Source organism: Anabaena sp. CS-542/02 (genome assembly GCF_028331085.1).
In the GTDB taxonomy this organism is placed as follows: Bacteria; Cyanobacteriota; Cyanobacteriia; order Cyanobacteriales; family Nostocaceae; genus Anabaenopsis; species Anabaenopsis arnoldii.
Window position 1 is genome coordinate 16,835 of the sequence record NZ_JAQMTM010000077.1, and the last position, 21,145, is coordinate 37,979.

At 40.6% G+C, this 21,145-nt stretch carries 14 protein-coding genes; 1 reads left to right on the forward strand and 13 read right to left on the reverse strand.

Going from position 1 to position 21,145, the window contains the following annotated elements:
- Positions 1 to 169: 169 nt before the first annotated feature.
- From ftsY to PN447_RS08820, 13 genes are all read right to left on the reverse strand, one after another.
- Positions 170 to 1,666, reverse strand: coding sequence for a signal recognition particle-docking protein FtsY (ftsY, locus tag PN447_RS08760; RefSeq protein WP_271762401.1), 1,497 nt, complete (start codon positions 1,664 to 1,666; stop codon positions 170 to 172).
- A 102-nt stretch (positions 1,667 to 1,768) separates the two neighbouring features.
- The gene (gene nusB / locus PN447_RS08765; protein WP_271730939.1) at positions 1,769 to 2,398 is read right to left on the reverse strand and encodes a transcription antitermination factor NusB; all 630 of its coding nucleotides are present in this window, start codon (positions 2,396 to 2,398) and stop codon (positions 1,769 to 1,771) included.
- 100 nt (positions 2,399 to 2,498) lie between these two features.
- Entirely contained in the window at positions 2,499 to 3,233 is a 735-nt protein-coding gene (locus tag PN447_RS08770) for a DUF502 domain-containing protein (RefSeq protein WP_271762402.1), read from the reverse strand.
- Between the two features lie 339 nt (positions 3,234 to 3,572).
- Positions 3,573 to 4,406, reverse strand: a complete 834-nt coding sequence (gene hpsJ-B, locus PN447_RS08775; protein ID WP_271762405.1) for a hormogonium polysaccharide biosynthesis protein HpsJ — start codon at positions 4,404 to 4,406, stop codon at positions 3,573 to 3,575.
- A 30-nt stretch (positions 4,407 to 4,436) separates the two neighbouring features.
- Positions 4,437 to 5,078 carry a TIGR04282 family arsenosugar biosynthesis glycosyltransferase gene (locus tag PN447_RS08780; protein ID WP_271762406.1) on the reverse strand — a complete coding sequence of 214 codons (642 nt, stop codon included), beginning with the start codon at positions 5,076 to 5,078 and terminating at the stop codon, positions 4,437 to 4,439.
- A gap of 147 nt (positions 5,079 to 5,225) precedes the next feature.
- Entirely contained in the window at positions 5,226 to 5,462 is a 237-nt protein-coding gene (gene rpmB, locus PN447_RS08785) for a 50S ribosomal protein L28 (protein ID WP_271730934.1), read from the reverse strand.
- Positions 5,463 to 5,530: 68 nt separating this feature from the next.
- On the reverse strand, positions 5,531 to 7,480 hold the full coding sequence (gene htpG / locus PN447_RS08790; RefSeq protein ID WP_271762407.1) for a molecular chaperone HtpG: 1,950 nt from the start codon (positions 7,478 to 7,480) through the stop codon (positions 5,531 to 5,533).
- Positions 7,481 to 7,673: 193 nt separating this feature from the next.
- Complete coding sequence (gene clpB / locus PN447_RS08795) at positions 7,674 to 10,340, reverse strand: ATP-dependent chaperone ClpB (protein ID WP_271762408.1); 2,667 nt, start codon at positions 10,338 to 10,340, stop codon at positions 7,674 to 7,676.
- A gap of 288 nt (positions 10,341 to 10,628) precedes the next feature.
- Positions 10,629 to 11,024, reverse strand: coding sequence for a lactoylglutathione lyase (gene gloA, locus PN447_RS08800; protein WP_271762409.1), 396 nt, complete (start codon positions 11,022 to 11,024; stop codon positions 10,629 to 10,631).
- Positions 11,025 to 11,440: 416 nt separating this feature from the next.
- Entirely contained in the window at positions 11,441 to 11,659 is a 219-nt protein-coding gene (locus tag PN447_RS08805; protein WP_271762411.1) for a type II toxin-antitoxin system HicB family antitoxin, read from the reverse strand.
- A 140-nt stretch (positions 11,660 to 11,799) separates the two neighbouring features.
- Positions 11,800 to 15,747, reverse strand: a complete 3,948-nt coding sequence (locus tag PN447_RS08810; protein ID WP_271762413.1) for an Eco57I restriction-modification methylase domain-containing protein — start codon at positions 15,745 to 15,747, stop codon at positions 11,800 to 11,802.
- 140 nt (positions 15,748 to 15,887) lie between these two features.
- The gene (locus tag PN447_RS08815) at positions 15,888 to 19,286 is read right to left on the reverse strand and encodes a helicase-related protein (protein WP_271762414.1); all 3,399 of its coding nucleotides are present in this window, start codon (positions 19,284 to 19,286) and stop codon (positions 15,888 to 15,890) included.
- Between the two features lie 165 nt (positions 19,287 to 19,451).
- Positions 19,452 to 19,628, reverse strand: a complete 177-nt coding sequence (locus PN447_RS08820) for a hypothetical protein (RefSeq protein WP_271762415.1) — start codon at positions 19,626 to 19,628, stop codon at positions 19,452 to 19,454.
- A gap of 225 nt (positions 19,629 to 19,853) precedes the next feature.
- Here PN447_RS08820 and eno point away from each other — a divergent pair, with 225 nt between their 5' ends.
- Entirely contained in the window at positions 19,854 to 21,143 is a 1,290-nt protein-coding gene (gene eno, locus PN447_RS08825) for a phosphopyruvate hydratase (RefSeq protein WP_271762416.1), read from the forward strand.
- The last annotated feature ends 2 nt before the right edge of the window (positions 21,144 to 21,145 follow it).

Sequence of the window (21,145 nt, forward strand, 5' to 3'; positions counted from 1 at the left end):
TATTGCTCACAGGTTTCTGATTCCCCACAGTAACTTATATAGACAATTACTCCTTGCCTTAATTCTTGAGTGTTCTGTTTGTATTTGACTCTGGGTGGGGCAAAATCAACACCCCCACAGGAGACGAATCAGCCAGAGCCAGAAGAAATATTAACTAAAAAAATCGCAATTAGCCACTCAAGAGAGCTTCAACAAATTCGTAGCTAGAAAAAGGACGCAAATCTTCCATACCTTCACCAGCACCAATAAAGCGAATGGGCAAACCCAGCTGCTGCACCACGGCTAAGGCAACACCTCCCTTGGCTGTACCATCTAGCTTAGTTAAGACTACGCCAGTGAGTTGGGCGGCTTGGGAGAAAACTTGAGCTTGACGCAATCCATTTTGACCTAAAGTGGCATCTAAAACCAATAGGGATTCTATTTTGGCATTAGGGGCTTTTTTGTCGATGATCCGGCGGACTTTGCCGAGTTCGTCCATTAAGTTTTTCTTATTTTGCAGTCGCCCGGCGGTGTCTACCAATAGTAACTCCGTTTCTCTTGCTTGGGCTGCGGCGATCGCATCAAAGACCACGGCGGCTGGGTCTGTATTTTTCCCCGGATTAGCAATGACTTCCACACCGCTACGCTGGCCCCACACCTTCACCTGTTCCACTGCTGCGGCCCGAAAGGTATCCGCCGCCCCAATCAAGCATTTATAACCAGATTTTTGGGCTAGGTGGGAGATTTTGCCGATAGTAGTGGTTTTCCCTGCCCCATTCACCCCGGTAATCAACCAAATATTCAAAGTTTCCTTTTCTGGGGCGAAGCTGAAACTTGGGGCTTTTTGGAGTGGCGCGTCTAACATATCGCGCAAAATTTGTTTCAGGTAGGCGATCGCCTCTTCTGGGGGCGTTACCTCTGCTAACAGTTTTTTCTGGAGGGTATTCACAATGTAATCTGTAGCCTCCACACCCACATCAGCTTGGAGAAGTGCGGCTTCTATTTCCGACACAGCCGCTTGATTGAGTGGTCCTTGGCCGACAATTGCCTTAAGTTGGTTAAGAATATTGCGGCGGGTTTTGTCTAAACCTTGCCGGAGTTTTTTCAGCCAGGTAATTTCCTCCACAGAAATATCTTCTGCTCGCCTTCCTTGGGCGGCCAATACTTCTGCTGACCAGAGAAAACCTTCATCAAAAGCTAATGCTTCTTGATCTGGGGTAGTTTCTGCGGTGGTAGCTGGGGTTACCACCTCTGGTTGAGCCACTTCAATAGCCCCGGCTATCAACCTTTCTTGCTTGGCTTGCCGTTCTGCGGCCGCCCGTTCTAAAAAGGATAAATTACTGGGGGCTGTGGGTTCTGGTGTAGCTGCATCTAGACTCCCTGAGTCTATATTGGCAGTTTCCACATCTAACTCTGCTGTAAGGGCAACTTCACTGACTACAGCCGGGGCGGTGTCTAGCGCAGTTTCTATTGTTTGTGCTTCCACATCTGCGACTTCTGGTGCTGTTGTTACTGGTGAAGCTTGTTGTTTTTGCTGGATATTTTTATAAGCAGATTTGGCAAAGGCCAATAAATCTTGTGTGGGGTCTACTTGGGGTTCTGTTACTGGAGGAGTTACCTCTTGTTTTTCTGCGGCTGGGGTATCAGAAGAATCCTGATGTTGACGCTGGAACCAATTAAAAGCCATTACATCTATAAGTATTAGTTGATGATTTATTTTGATGATTTTAACTAAATATCCTCAAGACCCTTGAGGATATTTGGGGAGCGGGAAAATTTGCGCTTTAATCTACACAGGTGCTTTTTGTTCGGTAAATCGGCGCAGAACACCATTAATAAAACGATGACCCTCATCTCCACTGTAGCGTTTAGCTAGCTCTACAGCTTCATTAATAGCTACTCTGTCAGGCAGATTGAAAAACATCATTTCTGCCACTGCGATCCGCAAAATATCTCGGTCTATTTGGGCTAGGCGAGTTACTTGCCAATCTACTAAAGCTGAGGAAATATGTTCATCGATGATCACTCGGTGTTCGTTGACTATTTTCACCAGTTTAATGGCATATTTACCAACTTCCTTATCTTGATTTGCTAATTGAATCAATTCTGGGAACTCAACTGCGGCCCCCAGTTGATTGATGGCGGTTTGGGTGTAGTTAATGGCCTCTTTCAGGAGGTTTCTGGCTGTATCGATGTCTGAAGCACGAGTTTGGCTAGTTAAGAGGCGATCATTACTGCGTTGTAGTTCTCCAGTAGCATTATCTAGAGTATCTTGCACTTCTGATCTCAGGGTGCGGACTGTGGCTAGTATTAATTTTGGTAGATGCTCTTCTGTTAATTTTTTGGGGTTAATTGGCAACTGGCTGAGACTTAAAAGTGCCAATTCACGGGCAATTTGCTGGGGTTTTCGTTCTTGCATTGAAGTATGTGCTTAAGCACTAATGAGGAAGGTGAGTATGGCCGCAATGGTGGCAAAGTCAAATAATCATACTATCTATTGACTGGAAACTTTGCCGTTTTCAGGGTTGTGTTTCTATATTGCGCTCCTGAGGTATAACTAGGGGGGGTAGAGTCTTATTCTCAGCGATAATCCCTCCAGAGACTAATACTTTAAAAGCATCTTCTATGGGGATAGATAGAGTTACTACCTCATCTTCTGGAACTATGGCATACCAGCCGGTGGTAGGATTGGGGGTACTGGGAATAAACACACTCAACATGGGACGGGGCATATGAGCTTGAATATCGGTACTGATATTACCGGTAACGAAGCCGATCGCCCATATTCCTTTTCGGGGATACTCTACTAGAATTACCCGGCGAAACTTGTCGCTGGAATCTTTGACCAGGGTTGCTAACAGCTGTTTGAGAGTTTTGTATACCTGCCCCGCTAGGGGAATTGCCTGCAATAGGCGCTCTCCAAAATCCAATAACCAACGCCCAGCAATGTTCCGAGCCATCAACCCTATTAAAAGAATACTTAGTAAAGGGACCGCCAGCCCCACAGCTAGATTAAGTATATTTACTACTATAGGTTGGAGTCCGTCAAAGGGATTGAGTTGTTTAGGAATTTTAGTCAGGAAGTTGATTACCCAATTAGCAATGGTAATAGTTAGCCAAATAGTTGTTGCTAAAGGAATAACTACTAATAAACCGGCAATTAGGTCATTTTTCAAGTCTTGTTTTAGCTGATTAATTCCCCAGTCTCTATGCTCCTGTTTCAGATTACTAGAATTTTTGTGATTGCTATTCATACCAGCACACTTATCAAATTCTCAAGAGTTAATTGTAATATTTCATACTTTAGCTAGAGGGTAAAGATTGCTAGCATCTGGAATAATGCTGTAAAAATATACACTTGCTGCTCAGGAAACAGCATTTTTCTAGTCGGGTGCATATAGAGATTGACTAAGGAAGAACATGGGGGATGGGATGTGTGAGACTTGTAAACCATTGTTGCAAGTCTCTAATATACTACTGATCCTATCGCGCTGAGTGAAAAGCTGCTGAAAATTCTGTAAGTCTTAGATTACAGCTAAAGAAGGATCATAATTTGTCACTGAGCGGGGGTTTTTTTGTGAAAATTAAGTTCATTAATATTTATCTTCACCAGTGACCGAGATATGTTTCATCCTTCTTAAACCTGTCCAGCCAATAATGATATATCCCAGGGATAAGAGCAAACTACTCACACCAATTCGCAGTCCAGACTTCCAAGCGTTTCCTCTGGCTTGTTTTTCAGCTTCTTCGCGACGTTGGCGAATTTCGGTCAATCTTTGATTTGCTTGTGCTTGGGGGTCTGTTTGCTGGGCGATAAAAGTCTCGAGTTCTGAGGGATTGGCCTTAAATTTCTTGAGTAACTCTTTCTGTTCTGCGGGAAGTTGAGGGTTATTCAGTGCTTGTTGGTATGTTTCCTCATTTTTGAGCAGCTCGGTAAACTGACTTCTAACTTGGTTGCGTAGTTGTTCTAATTGAGCTTTTCCTTGCTCATTGTTGATTTGGGCCTGGAATTGGGATAACTGACTTTGCAGTTGATTTTCTGCTTGTTGAGCTTCTTGGCGGATTTGGCCGAGGTTGTTGGCGCTCGCTTGTCGGACATTATTCAAGTGTAAGGGGAAAATTAATAGGAAAATTAACCCTAAAATACTGGAGAGTATCAAGATGGGAAGTCTGATATCTATAGGTTTGGGTCCATCGCTATGATGAAAACTATCAATCCAATAACCGATGAATAGCATTCCTATACCCACTAAAGGTACAATACCTCTGTCAACTAATGAGGTAGCTAAATTGATTTGCCATCCCGGATCAGTGGGTTGGAAGGGTAAAATCACAATTAAAAACTCTAGCAAAAAGGACAAAAGTAAAATTATCCCCACTACCTTGAGTGTCAAAGCAGCATTCCCCGCAGCAAGACGATTATTCATAATTATTTTTCGTGTATGAAAGTAATTTTCCTATTTAAAGTTACCTGAATATTGTTGCCAAATCTCTAAATCCTCTGGAAGATCCACATCACCTAAAGGAGGTAGGAAAGAAACTGATATTTTCAGGTTTTCAGCAATATTCATAGTTTGTTGTAAGACTTGAGAAGTTCCCCAATCGATATTAAAAAATAATTCTGGGAAGGGGCGACACAAGCCAATCAAGTAATAACCGCCATCAATGGCCGGCCCTAATACCAGGTCATGGGTGTGTAGCTGCTCAAAAGCTTGAGCGAGAATCTCAGCATTGATTCCGGGACAATCTACACCAATAATAATTACTTTTTGAGCGCCAGATTGCCAGGACTGAGTTAGCGATCGCCCCATGCGGGAGCCTAGATCTCCTTCTCCTTGGGTATGGTAGAGTAAATCATCCCCTAGCCAATCTGCCATCAGTTGCAAGTTACCACCGGTGAAACGTACTTCCCAGGATATAGGAGTAGTTTTTTGTAGTGCTTGCACCTGAAGTATTGTATGTTCTGTCATCTGCCGTTGTAAATTGGCAGCACCCACAGCACCCAAAGCAGGTATAAGTCGGGTTTTGGTCTTACCTGGTTCTGGGTAGCGAGTAAAAATAATTAAGTGCTGTTGCTGAATATATAAAAATTTTAGCACATTATATATTAAGTAATTATTCGTTGATTAGCTTGATAATTTAGGGATTGTCCCAAATTGAAAAAACCCCCACTTGGGGGGTATAAGTATTCTCTCTCAGGTGAATAGTAAAAATTAAATCTGGTACTCTATACCTTTTTTCACAGCTTAGTAATGATTAAGATTAATTCCAGCTTCTTTAGCCATGGCTTCTAAGCCTTTGGTTTCTAAGGTTTTGATGGCTTTGGTGGAGAGCTTCATTTTTACCCAGCGATTACCACCGGCCCACCAAACACGCTTATTTTGTAGATTTGCGTGTTGTAGGCGTTTGGTACGGCGGTGAGAGTGAGAAATGTCAAAGGCATTGTTAGCTTTTTTACCAGTTAATTCGCAGCGACGAGACATAGCAACTATCTCCAAGTTTCTATTTGAATACAACCTTTCTATTGTAGTCCCCAAAAGGGCGTGTGTTTCTATTTGCTGGCTTGTTCTGTCAGCTTAGTCAGCACTTCATTGGAGCGTTCAACAAAGGATTTCATTCCTTGGGGGTCAAATCCTTTTTGAGTCATGAGGGCTAAATCATAGACGTGTTGACAAATCATAGTTACTAATGGCTCTGTAGATGATTGACCATCTCCCTGAATAATACTACCTTGGTTGAGATTTGCTAGGTTTTGAATCAGAGGATGAGCGGTATTCACCAATAAAATATGGTCTTCGGGGAATTCTACATTTTGTTGTTGCATCATGGCGCTCATTTCCCGCATACGACGCAGAATTTCTGGTAAGAGTACCATTGCGGGTGGTGTTCCTTGGGGGTCTTCTGATTTTAAGGCTTCGGTGCGGATGTTAACCTTGGGTTTGTTGAGGGATTTTTCAAAGAGTTCTTTGATGGTCTCGCTCTTGGTTTTGTTGGTTTTGGGGTCAACTATTTCCCCGGTTTTGTCTTGGTCTAGGAGGGTATTATCTAGGTCGGAGTCTACCCGGGTAAATTTCACATCGGAGTATTCCCGTTCTAGGAAGTTAATAAAGTGGGTGTCGATGAATGAGTCCATAAATAGGACTTCTAACCCTTGGTTTTTGTGAAGTTCTATATATGCGGATTGACTGGTTTCATCGGTGCTGTAGAATACGCGGTTTTTATGGCGTTCTTCGTTACGTTCCAGGTATTCTTTCAGGGTTGTGTATGGTAGAGCAGATGAGTTTGAGGTGGTAGTTTCCCACGCATCCCCTTCTGATGTGGGAGTTTGGGCTTTTTCCTCTAGTTTGGCTGTGGTGCGGAAGATGATAATGTCTTCGATTTGTTTTTTAAATTTCTCGTCGTTGAGAACACCAAATTTTACGAAGGTGCCGAGGTCTTTCCAAGCGTTGATGTATTGGTTGCGGTGGTCACGGTATAATTCTTTGAGGCGATCGCCTACTTTCTTGGCTATATAGTCGCCGATTTTGCGCACTGTGCGATCGCCTTGTAATGCACTGCGGGAGACATTCAAAGGAATATCTGTACTATCAATTACACCCCGCATGGGCATAAGAAACTGTGGTATAATTTCTTCACAGTTATCGCTGACAAAAACCTGATTACAGAACAGCTTAATTTGTCCTTTAGTCACATCCACATCGGGGCGCATTTTAGGGAAATACAAAATCCCGTTAATAATAAAGGGGTAATCAGTATTTAAATGCACCCATAACAGTGGTTCTTCCTGAAAGGGGTACAGATAGCGATAAAATTCTAAATAATCTTCCTGAGTGAGGTTATGAGTAGACTCCCGCCAAGGTGCTTTCTGCTGATTTAAGACTTCACCTTCCAGTTTAATCGGTACTGGCATGAAGTCGCAATAAGTCTTGACAAGATTCCTAATTCGTGCTGCTTCTAAAAATTCTTCTTCCTCTCCTTGGAGGGTGAGAGTAATAGTAGTACCGCGTGTGCTGCGGGTGGACTCATCTAAAGTAAAAGCTGGGGAACCGTCACAGGTCCAGTGAACAGCTTGGGCCCCTTCTTTATAGGACAGTGTATCAATTTCTACTTTTTGCGCCACCATAAAGGAGGAGTAGAAACCCAAACCGAAGTGACCAATTATCGGTTGGTCTGATTTACCTTCATACTTGTGAATAAATTCTTCAGCACTGGAGAAAGCCACCTGATTGATATATTTTTTCACTTCTTCGGCGGTCATACCAATGCCATTATCACTGATGGCTAGGGTTTTTTTACCTTGATCGATGGTAATTTGAATTTCTGGTTCACCGATATCGCCGCTAAATTCCCCAGCACGGGATACCATATTCAGCTTTTGGATGGCGTCAACGGCGTTAGATACTAATTCCCGGAAGAAGATTTGATGGTCTGAGTACAGGGACTTTTTGATAATGGGAAAAATATTTTCAGTATGAATACTGATGGTGCCTTGTTCGAGCATGACTGGTAAATTTGATGTTAATATCTGATTTTAGCTGTCAGCAGGATTTAGAGATTCCTACCTATAGAATTTTAAAGGTATAGTCCCGGCTATTGCACCGTAATTTGGGCATTGTTTCCCCCCCATGGTATGATTCGGATTTCCGTATCTTGGCTGAGATACTTAGGTCTACCCTAGGGGAGAACAGAGCTTTTTACTGGCTTTTTGACTCTAATACTGTGAGGGTTGATGGTGAAATGGTCACTTTGAGGGGGATTGTTTTACTAAAGGTTAAACCCTGGTCTTGTTTATCGATGTAAATAGTGTCTCCAGGGATGAAGGTATTTTCTAGTAATTTGGTAGCTAGGGGGTTTTCTACTTCTCGCTGAATTGCTCTTTTTAAAGGACGTGCGCCGTAAATTGGGTCATAGCCTACTTCTACTAAATAATCACAGGCGGCGGCGGATATGTCAAAGGAGATTTTCTGCTCTTGTAAGAGGTTTTCTACCCGTTTTAGTTGGATGCGGATGATGTCGCGCATTTCTGCACGGCTCAGGGGGTGGAAGAGGATGATATCATCTACCCGGTTGAGAAATTCTGGGCGGAAGTGCGATCGCAGTGCATCTGTGACCCGTTTTTGCATCATTTCATACTTACTGTCATCCCCAGACACATCTAAAATATATTCGCTACCGATGTTACTAGTCATGACTATGACGGTATTCCGAAAATCTACGACTCTACCCTGAGAGTCAGTAATTCTCCCGTCATCTAAAACTTGCAGCAATATATTAAATACATCGGGGTGGGCTTTTTCGACTTCATCTAGTAGCACCACGGAATAGGGGTGACGGCGCACAGCTTCGGAAAGTTGACCCCCTTCCTCATAACCCACATATCCTGGAGGCGCACCTACTAGGCGAGATACAGAGTGTTTTTCCATATACTCGGACATATCCAAACGGACTAAAGCATCATCGGAATCAAAGAGAAACTGCGCTAAAGCCCTCGCTAGTTCAGTTTTACCTACCCCTGTGGGTCCCATAAACAGGAATGAACCAATGGGACGGCCGGGGTCTTTCATTCCCGCACGGGCGCGACGAATGGCTGCGGATACGGCGGTCACTGCTTCCTGCTGTCCAATTACCCGTTGATGTAAATGTTGTTCGAGTTTTAGGAGTTTTTGGCGTTCCGAGGCTAAGAGGCGATTCACCGGTATACCAGTCCACTTAGCGACAATTTCGGCGATGTCGGCTTCGGTGACTTGTTCGCGCAATAATGTAGAGCCTTGGCTTTGAATTTTTAATAGTTGGGCTTCTTTAGCTTCGCGATCGCGTTGTACCCCTTCGAGTTTACCATACTTTAACTGGGCCGCTTTATTCAAATCATAGGCTCTTTCTGCCTGTTCAATTTGCACCCGTAAAGCGTCCTCTTCTTTTTTTAAGCTACTAATAGCCTCTAATAATTGTTTTTCCCCTTGCCATTGTTCATTAAACTGTTGCTGTTTCACCGTCAAAGTGGCAATTTCTTGTTCAATGCGCTCAAAGCGCTCCCTAGCTGGGGCGGTTTCCTTTTCTTCCCCCGCCAAAGATAGCTTTTCCATTTCCAGCTGCATCAAGCGGCGGTCAATAGCTTCTAATTCCGCTGGTTTAGAGGTAATTTCCATTTTCAATTGAGCCGCGGCTTCATCTACCAAGTCTATGGCCTTATCTGGTAAAAAGCGGTCAGCAATATAACGGGCGGACAAAGTAGCAGCGGCGACTAAAGCTGAGTCAGAAATTTTGACATTGTGGTGAACTTCGTACCGTTCCTTTAACCCCCGGAGAATAGAAATGGTGTTTTCTACACTGGGTTGACCGACGACAACCTGCTGAAAACGGCGTTCTAGAGCTGCGTCTTTTTCAATAAATTTCCTGTATTCATCTAAGGTGGTCGCTCCAATACAGCGTAATTCTCCCCGGGCTAACATGGGTTTGAGTAAGTTACCTGCATCCATCGCTCCTTGTTGATTGGAACCGGTACCGACAACGGTATGTAGTTCATCGATAAATAGGACAATTTGACCGTTAGACTCGGTGACCTCCTTGAGAACTGTTTTCAGGCGTTCTTCAAATTCCCCCCGCAATTTCGCCCCGGCGATTAAACTACCAATATCTAAGGAAATCAATTGACGATTTTTTAGAGATTCCGGGACATCGCCATTAACCATACGCTGTGCTAGAGCTTCGGCGATCGCAGTTTTACCCACCCCTGGTTCCCCAATCAGCACCGGGTTATTCTTACTACGGCGAGATAATACCTGAATTACCCGGCGAATTTCGTCATCTCTCCCAATTACCGGGTCTAATTTTCCTGCTTTTGCTTGTTCAGTTAAATCTCTGCCAAATTTTTGTAGTGCTTCATAGCGAGATTCTGGGTTTTGGTCTGTCACCTTTTGGGTACCGCGAACACTTTTAATGTGAGTTGCTAACTTAGCGCTATCTGTTTCAAAACTTTTGAGAATCCGTTTTCCAATGCGTTCATCATCGGCAAAAGCCAAAATGATGTGTTCTACTGAGATATAAGCATCCTCCATTCTTAGCCTGGTTTCTTCCGCCTTATCTAGTAAGATATCTAAAGAGCGCCCCAGATAAAGCTGATCATTTTTCCCAACTTTGGGTTGACGCTTGGTAAAAGCTTCTAACTGCTGTTGTAACCGCAGGGTATCAACCTCAGCGCGGGTGAATATCCGCACAGCTAAACTGGTAGGTTCTTGTAAAAGGGCTATAATTAAATGTTCTACTTCTAATTGTTGTTGTTGATATCCACGCACTATATCCTGAGATTTGACAATCGCTTCCCAGGCTGTATCAGTAAATTTATTGGGATCTGTAGGCTGCATCTTTAAAGGGTTTGAGATTGGGTAGGTTCAGAAAAGTGTTAATCTGTGAGTTTTGGGTGACGGTCGGGCGCAGGTTTCTGACGCTCTCGCCGTCTCCTCTGTAATTAGCCTAGGATGAAAATATTGTTTAGTCATCCTCAATTATTTTAATGATTTTGCCAGTCACCACTTCCCATACAGTTAGGATAAAACTCTTGTCATGGGGTGAAGATTGAGGGGAGTTTCCTGAGCAATTGTAGCCGATGAGTGTCAGACCCAAAGCCGCCCATCCCTCACAGACTATCTTATCTAGGTGCTGACCCTTCCCATCTGAATTAATTCAATTTTATATCCATCCGGGTCTTCCACAAAAGCAATGACTGTAGAACCGTGTTTCATCGGTCCTGGTTCCCGGGTTACCTTACCACCCCGTTGTTTAATTGCCTCACAAGTGGTATAAATATCATCTACACCCAAGGCGATGTGACCATAGGCGTTACCTAAGTCGTACTTTTCTACTCCCCAATTATAAGTTAATTCTATCACGGTGTTTTGGCTTTCATCGCCGTAGCCGATAAACGCCAAGGTAAATTCCCCACCAGGGTAGTCTTTTTGGCGTAACAATTTCATCCCCAGGAGTTCGCAGTAAAATTTCAAAGATTCTTCTAGGTTACCTACTCGGAGCATTGTGTGTAGTAATCGCATATTCACCTTACTGTTAATTCTGACTTGTATTTTATTCTTCTATTTTAAAGCTAGACTGCTGTAGGCGATCTGCTTGCAGCAGCGCTTCGCTATCGCGGCGTAATATGCGATCGCTGATTCACATTACAGCGCATTTTATCTGAGTGAGGTACACAAGGGCGGGCAGGATGCCCACCCCACAAGATTTATGATATTAAGGTATGTACTTTATTTAGTTGAAAAGTGCTGTAATCGGCAGTTTCGCGCTTGTTTTCGCTTTTTACCATCGCCTATTCAGCATTTAAGCTTTTGAGAATTTTCTGAGCTAACAATTCCTTAATTTCTGTATGTCTTGGTACAGCTTCAATGACTCCAGTTTCAGGGTTAATCCACAGAGAATGAGAAGCACCGTAACTTTTGTTCTAATTCCTTACGTTTCATGGAATTGAAATAGTCTCTTCTATTGATTCTTCTGTTAGTCCCCTGCGGATATCTGCGACACGATCTTCAAGAATCATTTGAATAGCAAGTTTTAAGTTTTCTTTGGCTTCTTCTATACTTTCACCTTGTCCATTAGCACCGGGAATTTCTGGACAAATTGCCCAGTATCCTCCTTCCGTTGCTTTTTCAATGATGGCAGTTAATTCTGCTTTCATATCACTTTTTTTAGAACTCTACTATATTTTAAATGATAATTCGTGACAAGATCAGCGATCGCCCCTTTTGCGCTCTGTGCGATCTGCAAGTTTATTAATCCATAGTTATTTTGATCCTGTAAATCTTTGCACAATAAAATTTACCCCCACCGATTTTTACTATATTCTACAGCTTCTTTGGTTGAAAGTTTAACGCTGGAGTTATTACTGCGAAGGTAAAATACCTCTTCTTCTCTACCGCTATTATCTTTAACTTTTACATATACAGGTTTGGGTGAAGGTTTAACAATTACTCGACATACATCCTGTCCACTTACTTGATGAAAGGTAATTTGGAATAGTGTACCACTATCTTTACCTATTTCTCTTAACAGTAAATCATTATTTAAAAACAGCATATAGCCGTCGTTATTTTGTTTTCTCAATGTTTGATAGTCATTTGTTAAGCCCAAGGGTTCGCCGTCGTCATTTACTCCAATTAATAATGTTCCCCCATCTGCATTTAAAAATGCCGCAACAGTTTTAACGATTTCATGTTCCATTGCTTTATCTTGTTTATTATCGCGTAAATTCCAACGGGCTGTTGATTTGAATTCGATTTTTGCCCCTTCTCCCTGTTGAATTAATTCGATAATTTCTGCATCTCCAGTCATGGGTGCAAAGGTGCGGTAAGCTGCTAATGCTGCTTGTTTGACTGGTTCGGGAACAATGGGGAATGTGGTGAGAATATAACTAAATTCTGCTTCTGTTAAACCGTAAAGATGGGCTATGATTCCATCTAGTTCTGCACGCAGTTGGGCGCGTTCTGTTTCGTTGGTTACGCCATTTTTATGAGATTCTAGTCCTACTTCTTGGGCGAGTTCGTCAAATTCTGGTGTGGTACAAATAAGTTTAGCTGTACGTTGTACTATGTCGTTAAAGTATTTATCTCCTTCTGTTAGACTGGGAGTTTGTGTTTGGTATATAAAAAAATAATTAATATTATTGGTTACTTTTAACCGTAAAATTGAATCATAAACAAAACTATTCCATATAGCACATAAATACAAAATTTCTTGATAAGAAACTATTTGATTACCTTGGTCATCAAACATTTGCACTGTTTGAAGGTTTTCCAAACATAAACTTGGAGGTATAACAGTAGCTATCATTGTTCTTTCATTTGTATTACTTGCTATTTTCCGAAAACCAAGACGATAGGTTTTATAATCAAGTAATTGTCCTACATCCTTTGTTTTTCCCAAAATTATTTGTCTAGCATTTGTCTCTTTAATCCAATACCTATAGGTAGTGGAGAATTCTGATGTAAACTGATGTATCATTTTTCCCTCTAAAATAGGTAACAAATCTTTCCCAGGGGAAGTAAGGAATACTTGGGATTTAGAATCTGGAGCTAATTCACGAGTAAATTTAATGTGGTCAAATCCTGAATTTTCATCACTTAATTGATAATGATTAGATAGTTTATAAGCGATACTATAATTAATTACATTCTTAAACTCCATCACAGAAAGAGAATCAGGTGATAATCTACGAATTAAAGGCACTGAAATTTTAATATGTTCATCATGATTTTGTAAAAATAGCTCAATTTCATTAACTCGCACAGCTTCTCGTGGGTCGATACGAAATGCAGACCTAAATGAATTTGTCACTCCTCCTTTTTCAAAAGTTAATAAGCAGAATTTAAAGCTATGGTGTACACCTTCAAAAATAAATTTTTCGTTAGACAGTCCAAATACTGCATCAATCTTAGTTTGGGTAAATAACATTTCCCTGAGTTGCTTAGTACCCAAATCTGTGTAAATACCAGAGGGAATAATAATCCCACACTCCCCACCTTTGCGTAATAGGTTAAAACATTGTTCTACAAATAATTTATAAAGATTAATATCTGTACCAGACTTTTTACCATTGACAACAGAAATCTGATTTTTATACTGTTCTGCTGAACGATAGTAAGCACTGACATGGGGAAATTCACTCTGATATTGTAACCAAGCTTCAGCAATTTTAGGAGTTTGTAAAAGTTTCTTTTGTTCTTTCTCAAACTCTTTAATATTCATTTTGGTTTTTCTCACTAATTCATTATGCTGAAGGAAAAACTCTCTAGCATTAGGTTTAAATATTTCCCAAGGTGGGTTAGTAATAATTGCATCGAAACCTTTTTTATTCTTTTGTAAAATTTCATCAAACTCGTAACCCCAATGAAAAGGTTGAAAAGCTTCAATATCAGCCAGTGTTAAATCCCGTTTTTGTGATTTACCATTTAATTGTACTTCCTCGTATTTAATTCTTAATTTTTTAAACTCTTGCAACAAAATATTATTCAAATTATTTTGTGCTTCTGCTTTTTTAGCATCAATATCTTGACGTAATGCTTGTAAATCTTCACTATAACTACTAGCATGACGATAAGCAGAAATCAGGCGATTTTTTTCTTCTAATAACTGACTGTAAGTCTTACTGAATAAATCCAACTGTCCCCGACGAGAAGAATCATAATCTGCTTCATTTATCTGCATCAAACCAATTAAAGAATTACCTGCCATAATATTAAAATCAATATTAGGTAATGGTTCTAATTCATCCACAGTATGAGCAGAAGCAACCAATTCTAAAAATAACCGCAGTTTGGCAATTTCTACCGCTTCCGGCATGATGTCAACGCCGTAAAGATTATTAGTGATAATTTGCTTTTTAATATAATATTGTAGAGAAATATGTGCGGCTCTGTCTTTATCTAGACGCTGTTTAAGACTCGGATCTTTAATTCTAATTTCAATCGTGGCAATTACACTAGAATAAATGTAAATCAGTGTTTGCAGTGCCGCAATCAAAAATGCACCAGAACCACAAGCCGGATCTAATAAAGAAAGATTTGGTAAAATATCATAAAGTAACCGTTGACATAAATTACTATCTAGTTTGGTAATTAAATCATTAATACTGTCAAACTTGCGGGGTGCTACTAATTGGTTTACCTGGTCGAGAATGAGTTTATTGATAGTTCTGTCGCATAAATAAGAGGTAATCTCAGGACGGGTATAGTAAGCACCGAAAGCTTTTTGGTTAATATACTTTTCAAAAATATAACCTAATACATAGGGATTAATTTCATTATCATTACCTCCTGGTGTATCATCCAAATTCCAAGAGAATTTAGCAAATAGATTCAATACATTTTCAAAAGCCGAATCCGGGATAGAAATATTATTGTATTGTTGCTCAATTTTATGCTTTAAAAATAATCCACCATTCAAATATTTAACATCACCAATTAATGCTTTAGCGGGTTCAAGACGTTGTTCTTCAGGTTTCGCAAACCCTTCAAAGAACAAAGCGTTTAAAAATTCTTGAAAAAATAAATTTTCACCTCTTGCTTGACTTTTTTGTAATTGATTTTGCAAATAGAGAGTATTATCAACATCATCTGCAAACCCCTTAATAAATCCCTTGCGTTGGAGAAAATAGACAAGCATTAAGCGGTTCAGTAAAACCGAGGTATACCAACGCCTATCCGCCTCATTATCAATCCCCTTAATTAAACTTAAAAAAGTAGTATGTTGTTGTTGAAATTCATTGAAAAATTTCTTGGTTACTCGTTCAACATCGAAACCTCTTTGTAGGCGTTCTGCAATATCAATAACTGTAATATTTTCTAATTCCTCAATGGGAACTCGTAAAGCACTAATTTTACCTAAGAGTAAATCACCGGCTTGACTTTTAGTATAAACATGGTTGCGGGGATAAATTTTATTTCCTTCTCTCTTCACCCAATACCATAATGATTGAGTGCGCTCACTATCAATAAAAATTAACAAATTTTCTAAATGTAATTCAGCGATTTCTCTATAAATTGCCTCAAGGGTCTGACTATTAGGTATTTGACCAGAATCAGAGGTAATTTGCAATACAACTGCCCCCGCTAATTCTGCTATTTTACTACGGGTGTAATTTTCGCCATCAACTTCCATCACCACAGGTTTTTCTCGTCCTGGAGACTCCCACCCTAGTTGTTGGATGAATAAGTCCTGAAAATTAAAATTTTGCAGCAGTTCGCGGCTTGAGGTGAAGTCAATGGACATATTATTTAAGATAAAGAAACTGCATAAACCAGCCATAGTCCCCAAATACTTTGATGGTGACTAGCAATGTTAGTTTTTAATTATACACAATAGGTGTAATATATGTCATGTTAAAAAAAGTGAAGATTAGTTTACGCCTGTTACGCTTGAAACAATCCCAATGAACAAATAATTTGGGGTTCTCGCTTCTCTACTTCTTCACTGACAATACACAAGCGTTCGTCCATTCGCAGTGCTACCACTAACTCCGCCAACTGCTGATTACTGATACCGCTTCGTAGTTGCCGATTGAGAGTATCAATTGCTGACTGTCGCAAGGGATAACGGTAAATATCATCAATAGCTTTCAGCAGTTCATCTGTGACAAAAAGTGTTCCTTTCATCTCCTGTGCATAACTTTTGAGTCGTTCATAGGTACGGAATCTTGCACCAGAAGGTCTTCCCAACTGACCACCAGCATTTTTTTCTTCTTGGGCAATTAATTCCGCACCCTTTTTCACTAATTCATGGTGCTGCTGATTTTTAGGTATAGCTGGTGTAGATTCTGCACAGGCCGCCGCCCTCAGCACTCCCAATTGGGATTGAGTAACGCTGTTACCTTCCCTGTCAACATAAATTAAGGAATCATTACCATCGGTGGTTTTCATGTACAGTAGTACGCCTTCTGGTTGCACAGGTTGGGGAGTATGAGCGCGGGTGGAATAAACCACACTTGGCATTTCTTCAATTATCTTTTTCAAAGCTGGGTTATTATCAGTGGCTTTTTTCCAAATTTGAAATGCTTCTGAGGTTAAATCTACTTCTGCATCTTCTTCCCCATCTAAAATTCCCGATTTTTCATTATATAAATCAAGAATTACTTGAGTATCGTCATCTTCAAAAAATGCTTCATCTGTTCCTACAACTTCGGCATTTTCTTGTAATCTTTGGCGAAGTCTCCCCCGTAAATTAATAATCCGTTCTACTCCTTCTGCTGGTAAAAAGGAATAACAGAGAATTTTTTCGGCATTTTGTCCAATTCTGTCTACCCGTCCTGCCCTTTGAATTAAACGGATAATTGCCCAAGGTAAATCCCAATTGACAATAATTGCACAATCTTGTAAGTTATGACCTTCGCTGAGAATATCAGTGGCAATTAAAACGCGCAATTCTTGTTTTGATGATATCTGTTCTCGTTTACCATTACTCACAGGACTAAATCTGCTGGTAATTTCTGTTGGATGTTTAGATTGTCCTGTTACTCCAGCCACATTAGTAATATTCCAAGTTGGCAAATTCTCAGTTAGATAATGAACTGTATCTGCAAATTGTGTGAAGATTAGAACTTTCTCATGAGGGTGGGTTTTGGTTAAAAGGTTAACTAGGGCTGAAAGTTTTGTATCTGTCTGAAGTTGCCATTGTCCAAGTTCCTGTAATATTTTTATTAAAGATTTGGCATCTGCTAATAAATCTCGTTTCAATCTTTTAACGTCAAATAATGTAGAACGTAGCCACTTAAATCGCTTTTTATATTTGGATGTATATTCTTGGTAAATTGATTCTGCTTTTTGACAAAAACTCTTTTCTGTGACAGTTGTATTTCCCTGTTCTTCTTGTGGAATATCGTTATTAGAATCATCATCTTCTGTTTCTGTATCAAATAAAGTTGCTGCAACTGAATCTGTATCTTCATCGTTATTCCTAGTATCTAATAGTTCAGCATCCTGAGTACCAATAGGAATATCTAACCCCTGTTCTATTGCATATAAATAAATAAAGTTACGTAAAATATGGCGTTCAATTGATTGAACAAAAGCAATACCGCTACTTTCTAAGCGTTTAAATAAGTTGGTACGGGAAAAACCCATCAACCTTCTCCCACCGCGAAATAAACTATTTACTTGCCGTTGTTCTGATTCTGTCGGTGGTTGTTTATGTTTGGAATTAATGTAATTACCAAGTCCATAGCGGGGTAGATTAAGTTGATTAATTACTTCGACTATTGATGCCGAATAAAGTTGAGAGTATGGGTCAGAATTGGCATTTTCTAAGGTGAATTTAATGGTACGAGGTATGCGGTCTGGGAAAAAAGAACGACTGCCATCTGCAAATTTTAAATATTTACGCCCAGCTTCGTCAACATGGGCATAATTTTCTTTAATAAATGAACGAGTCCGACGTACCATGTAGCGTTTCATCAATTCTCGCCAATCATCAGGATGTTCGCTTTTTTCAAATGCTGCTAAGGAACGTACAGAACATTGATGCTTTTTAATAAACTCTAATTCTCCTCTAGTTCCGCCTCCCAGTTCATTAATTAAAGCTTCTGGTCTAAATCCCAAATTTTCGTCTTCTGGGACAAATAGCCGCAATTGGGAAGAAAGGTCTAAATAAGTTTTATTGTAGGGAGTAGCAGATAAGAGAATACATTTAGTTTCATTAGCAGCGATATATTCGGCAATTGCCCGATAACGTTTTCCTTCCCGGTTACGTAAATTATGACTTTCATCAATTAATACAACGCGGTATCGGCGTAGTTCTGGTAATTGATTCTGGACTTTACTAATTGGCATTACCTTAGCATACAGCCGATATTTATCTACATATTCCTGCCACATTTCTACTAAGTTTTTAGGACAAATAATCAGCGTCTCTAAATAACAATCTTCTTGTAATATTTTCGCTAGGGCAGTTCCTACTAAGGTTTTCCCTAAACCAACTACATCCCCAACCAGTACACCCCCACGTCTGGTAACATGACGTGCTGCTAATTGTACTGCTGCTTTTTGGAATTCAAACAAGTTATTAAATTCACGGGGAATGCGAAATTCGGAAATTCCGGCGATAGCTTCATGGGAAAGATGATAAGCAATCTTGAGGTAGATATGATAAGGAGGAATTAATTCTGATCTTGCCCAACTTTCATCAATAATTTGCCCTAATTCTTGGGAGATATCTATACAACCGTAATCTTTCCAACGGTCGTCAAACCACTTTTGGAGTTTATTACAAGCATCATGATCTAAAATGTCAACGTTTAATTCTCCTTGCTTTGCCAAACCGGGAAGTGTAAGGTTACTGCTACCTAAAAATCCTACTGTGGGTGTGTTCGGGTCTTGGCGATGGACAAGATATAGTTTGGCGTGGAGAGGGTGGCGCAAAAACAGTTTAATAATTAATTTTTTTGTTTTCAGTTGGTGACTTAATCGCCTTAACCCTGTTTCATCTTCATTGGTAGGCGCACCAATAGTTAACTGTTGACGAAATTCAGAGGCCATGCGTTTTTTGAAGCGAACAATAGCACTATTATCAATTTTTCCTTCACCAGTACCAAGGGTAAATACAGCATGGACTTCATCACTAGGTAAAGTTTGCATTCCTATTAGTAACCGACAACAAGCGCGTTCTCCACCAATATATTGTTCAATTAAATCATCTATTTTTCGCCAACCTCTCAGATTAAAATAGCCAACACAAAAATCTGCTCTATAGGAGACTTTAAGTGTATCTCTTAATATGGGCAATAATTGTAATTCTATGTTGTCAAATATGCGCGGCATAATTTATTTTTATCAATTATTAAATTGACCTAATTTTTGCTACTAAAATCTTTTTTACCTTTTGTTTGACTTAGATTAACTCAGATAAATATTATTATTTATCTTAACAAAAAAACGATTTTATGTAATTATTTTTATATAAATTTTTAATAGAAAAATAAGTTATTAATAGGACTGACGCAGCTGGCACAGGCGATCTGCTTGCAGATCGCTAAATGAAAGTACATTAGTATTATATAAATTGCTCTGTTTCCAGGCATAATCTCTTTGATATACAGGGATGACAAAACTTTTATTTCTGCCTTCTAGGAACTGATAAATGGGTTGTTTTTTGACTTGCATAGTGGAAAAAATAAGAAAGGGGTAAATTCCAGCATATCCTTGATCCTACTTAGTAGGATATCAGACAATGGGGGCAAAGCGATCGCCCCACCCAGCGCCAACATTGGAAATCTTGTTTAATCTGAGTGGAATTTGCCCCAGTACCCCTTATGCTAACCATTGGGTTATGAATAAACTGTAATAGTTCAACCTAACGACAGACTGAGCAAAAAGGATGAAGCACGGATGAGTAAATTTATTGATACTGCAATTGAAGCCATTGTAGCCCGGGAAATTCTCGATTCCCGGGGGAGGCCGACAGTGGAAGCGGAAGTACATTTAGTTGGTGGTGCTGTGGGGGTAGCTCAGGTTCCCAGTGGTGCTTCCACCGGGACATTTGAAGCCCACGAGCTGCGAGATGGGGATAAAAGCCGCTATGGTGGTAAGGGGGTACTCAAAGCGGTAGAAAATGCCAATCGGGTATTAGCACCAAAATTACTAGGCTTGGATGTGCTCAACCAAGAACTGTTAGACCGGACGATGCTCGCTACAGATGGTTCACCTAACAAAGCCAATTTAGGGGCTAATGCAATTTTAGCCATTTCCTTGGCAGCAGCCAAAGCCGGGGCGGAGGCCTTGGGTATTCCCCTCTATCGCTACTTAGGCGGACCATTGGCGAATTTGTTACCTGTACCCTTAATGAATGTGATTAACGGGGGCGCACACGCTGCAAATAATGTGGATTTTCAAGAGTTTATGATTGTCCCCATTGGTGCGTCTTCTTTCCGGGAAGCTTTGCGCTGGGGTGCGGAGGTGTTTGCTACTCTCAGCAAGGTGTTAGATGACAAAGGTTTACTGACTGGTGTGGGAGATGAGGGGGGTTTTGCTCCTAACCTAGAGTCCAATCAGGTGGCTTTAGAATTATTGGTAGCGGCGATTAAACAAGCTGGTTACAAACCAGGCGAGGAGGTAGCTTTGGCCCTTGATGTAGCGGCCAGTGAGTTTTACAAAAATGGACAGTATGTTTATGATGGTAAACCCCACGCTCCGGCTGAGTTTATTGACTACCTGGGTCAATTAGTGGCAGAATATCCTATTGTCTCCATTGAAGATGGGTTACATGAGGAAGACTGGCAGAATTGGCAATTACTCACCCAAAAGTTAGGCTCTCAGGTGCAGTTGGTGGGTGATGATTTGTTTGTTACCAATGCTACCCGCTTACAAAAGGGGATTGAGGTAAAGGCTGGTAATTCTATTTTGATTAAACTCAATCAAATTGGCTCCCTGACAGAAACTTTGGAAACCATTGATTTAGCTACTCGGAACGGTTTCCGCTCCGTAATTAGCCATAGGTCTGGGGAAACTGAAGATACTACCATCGCGGATTTAGCTGTGGCTACCCGTGCGGGTCAAATTAAGACTGGTTCCCTCTGTCGCAGTGAACGGGTGGCGAAATATAATCGCTTACTCCGGATTGAGGATGAATTGGGCGATCGCGCTGTGTATGCGGGTACTGTAGGTTTAGGACCGAAGTAGGG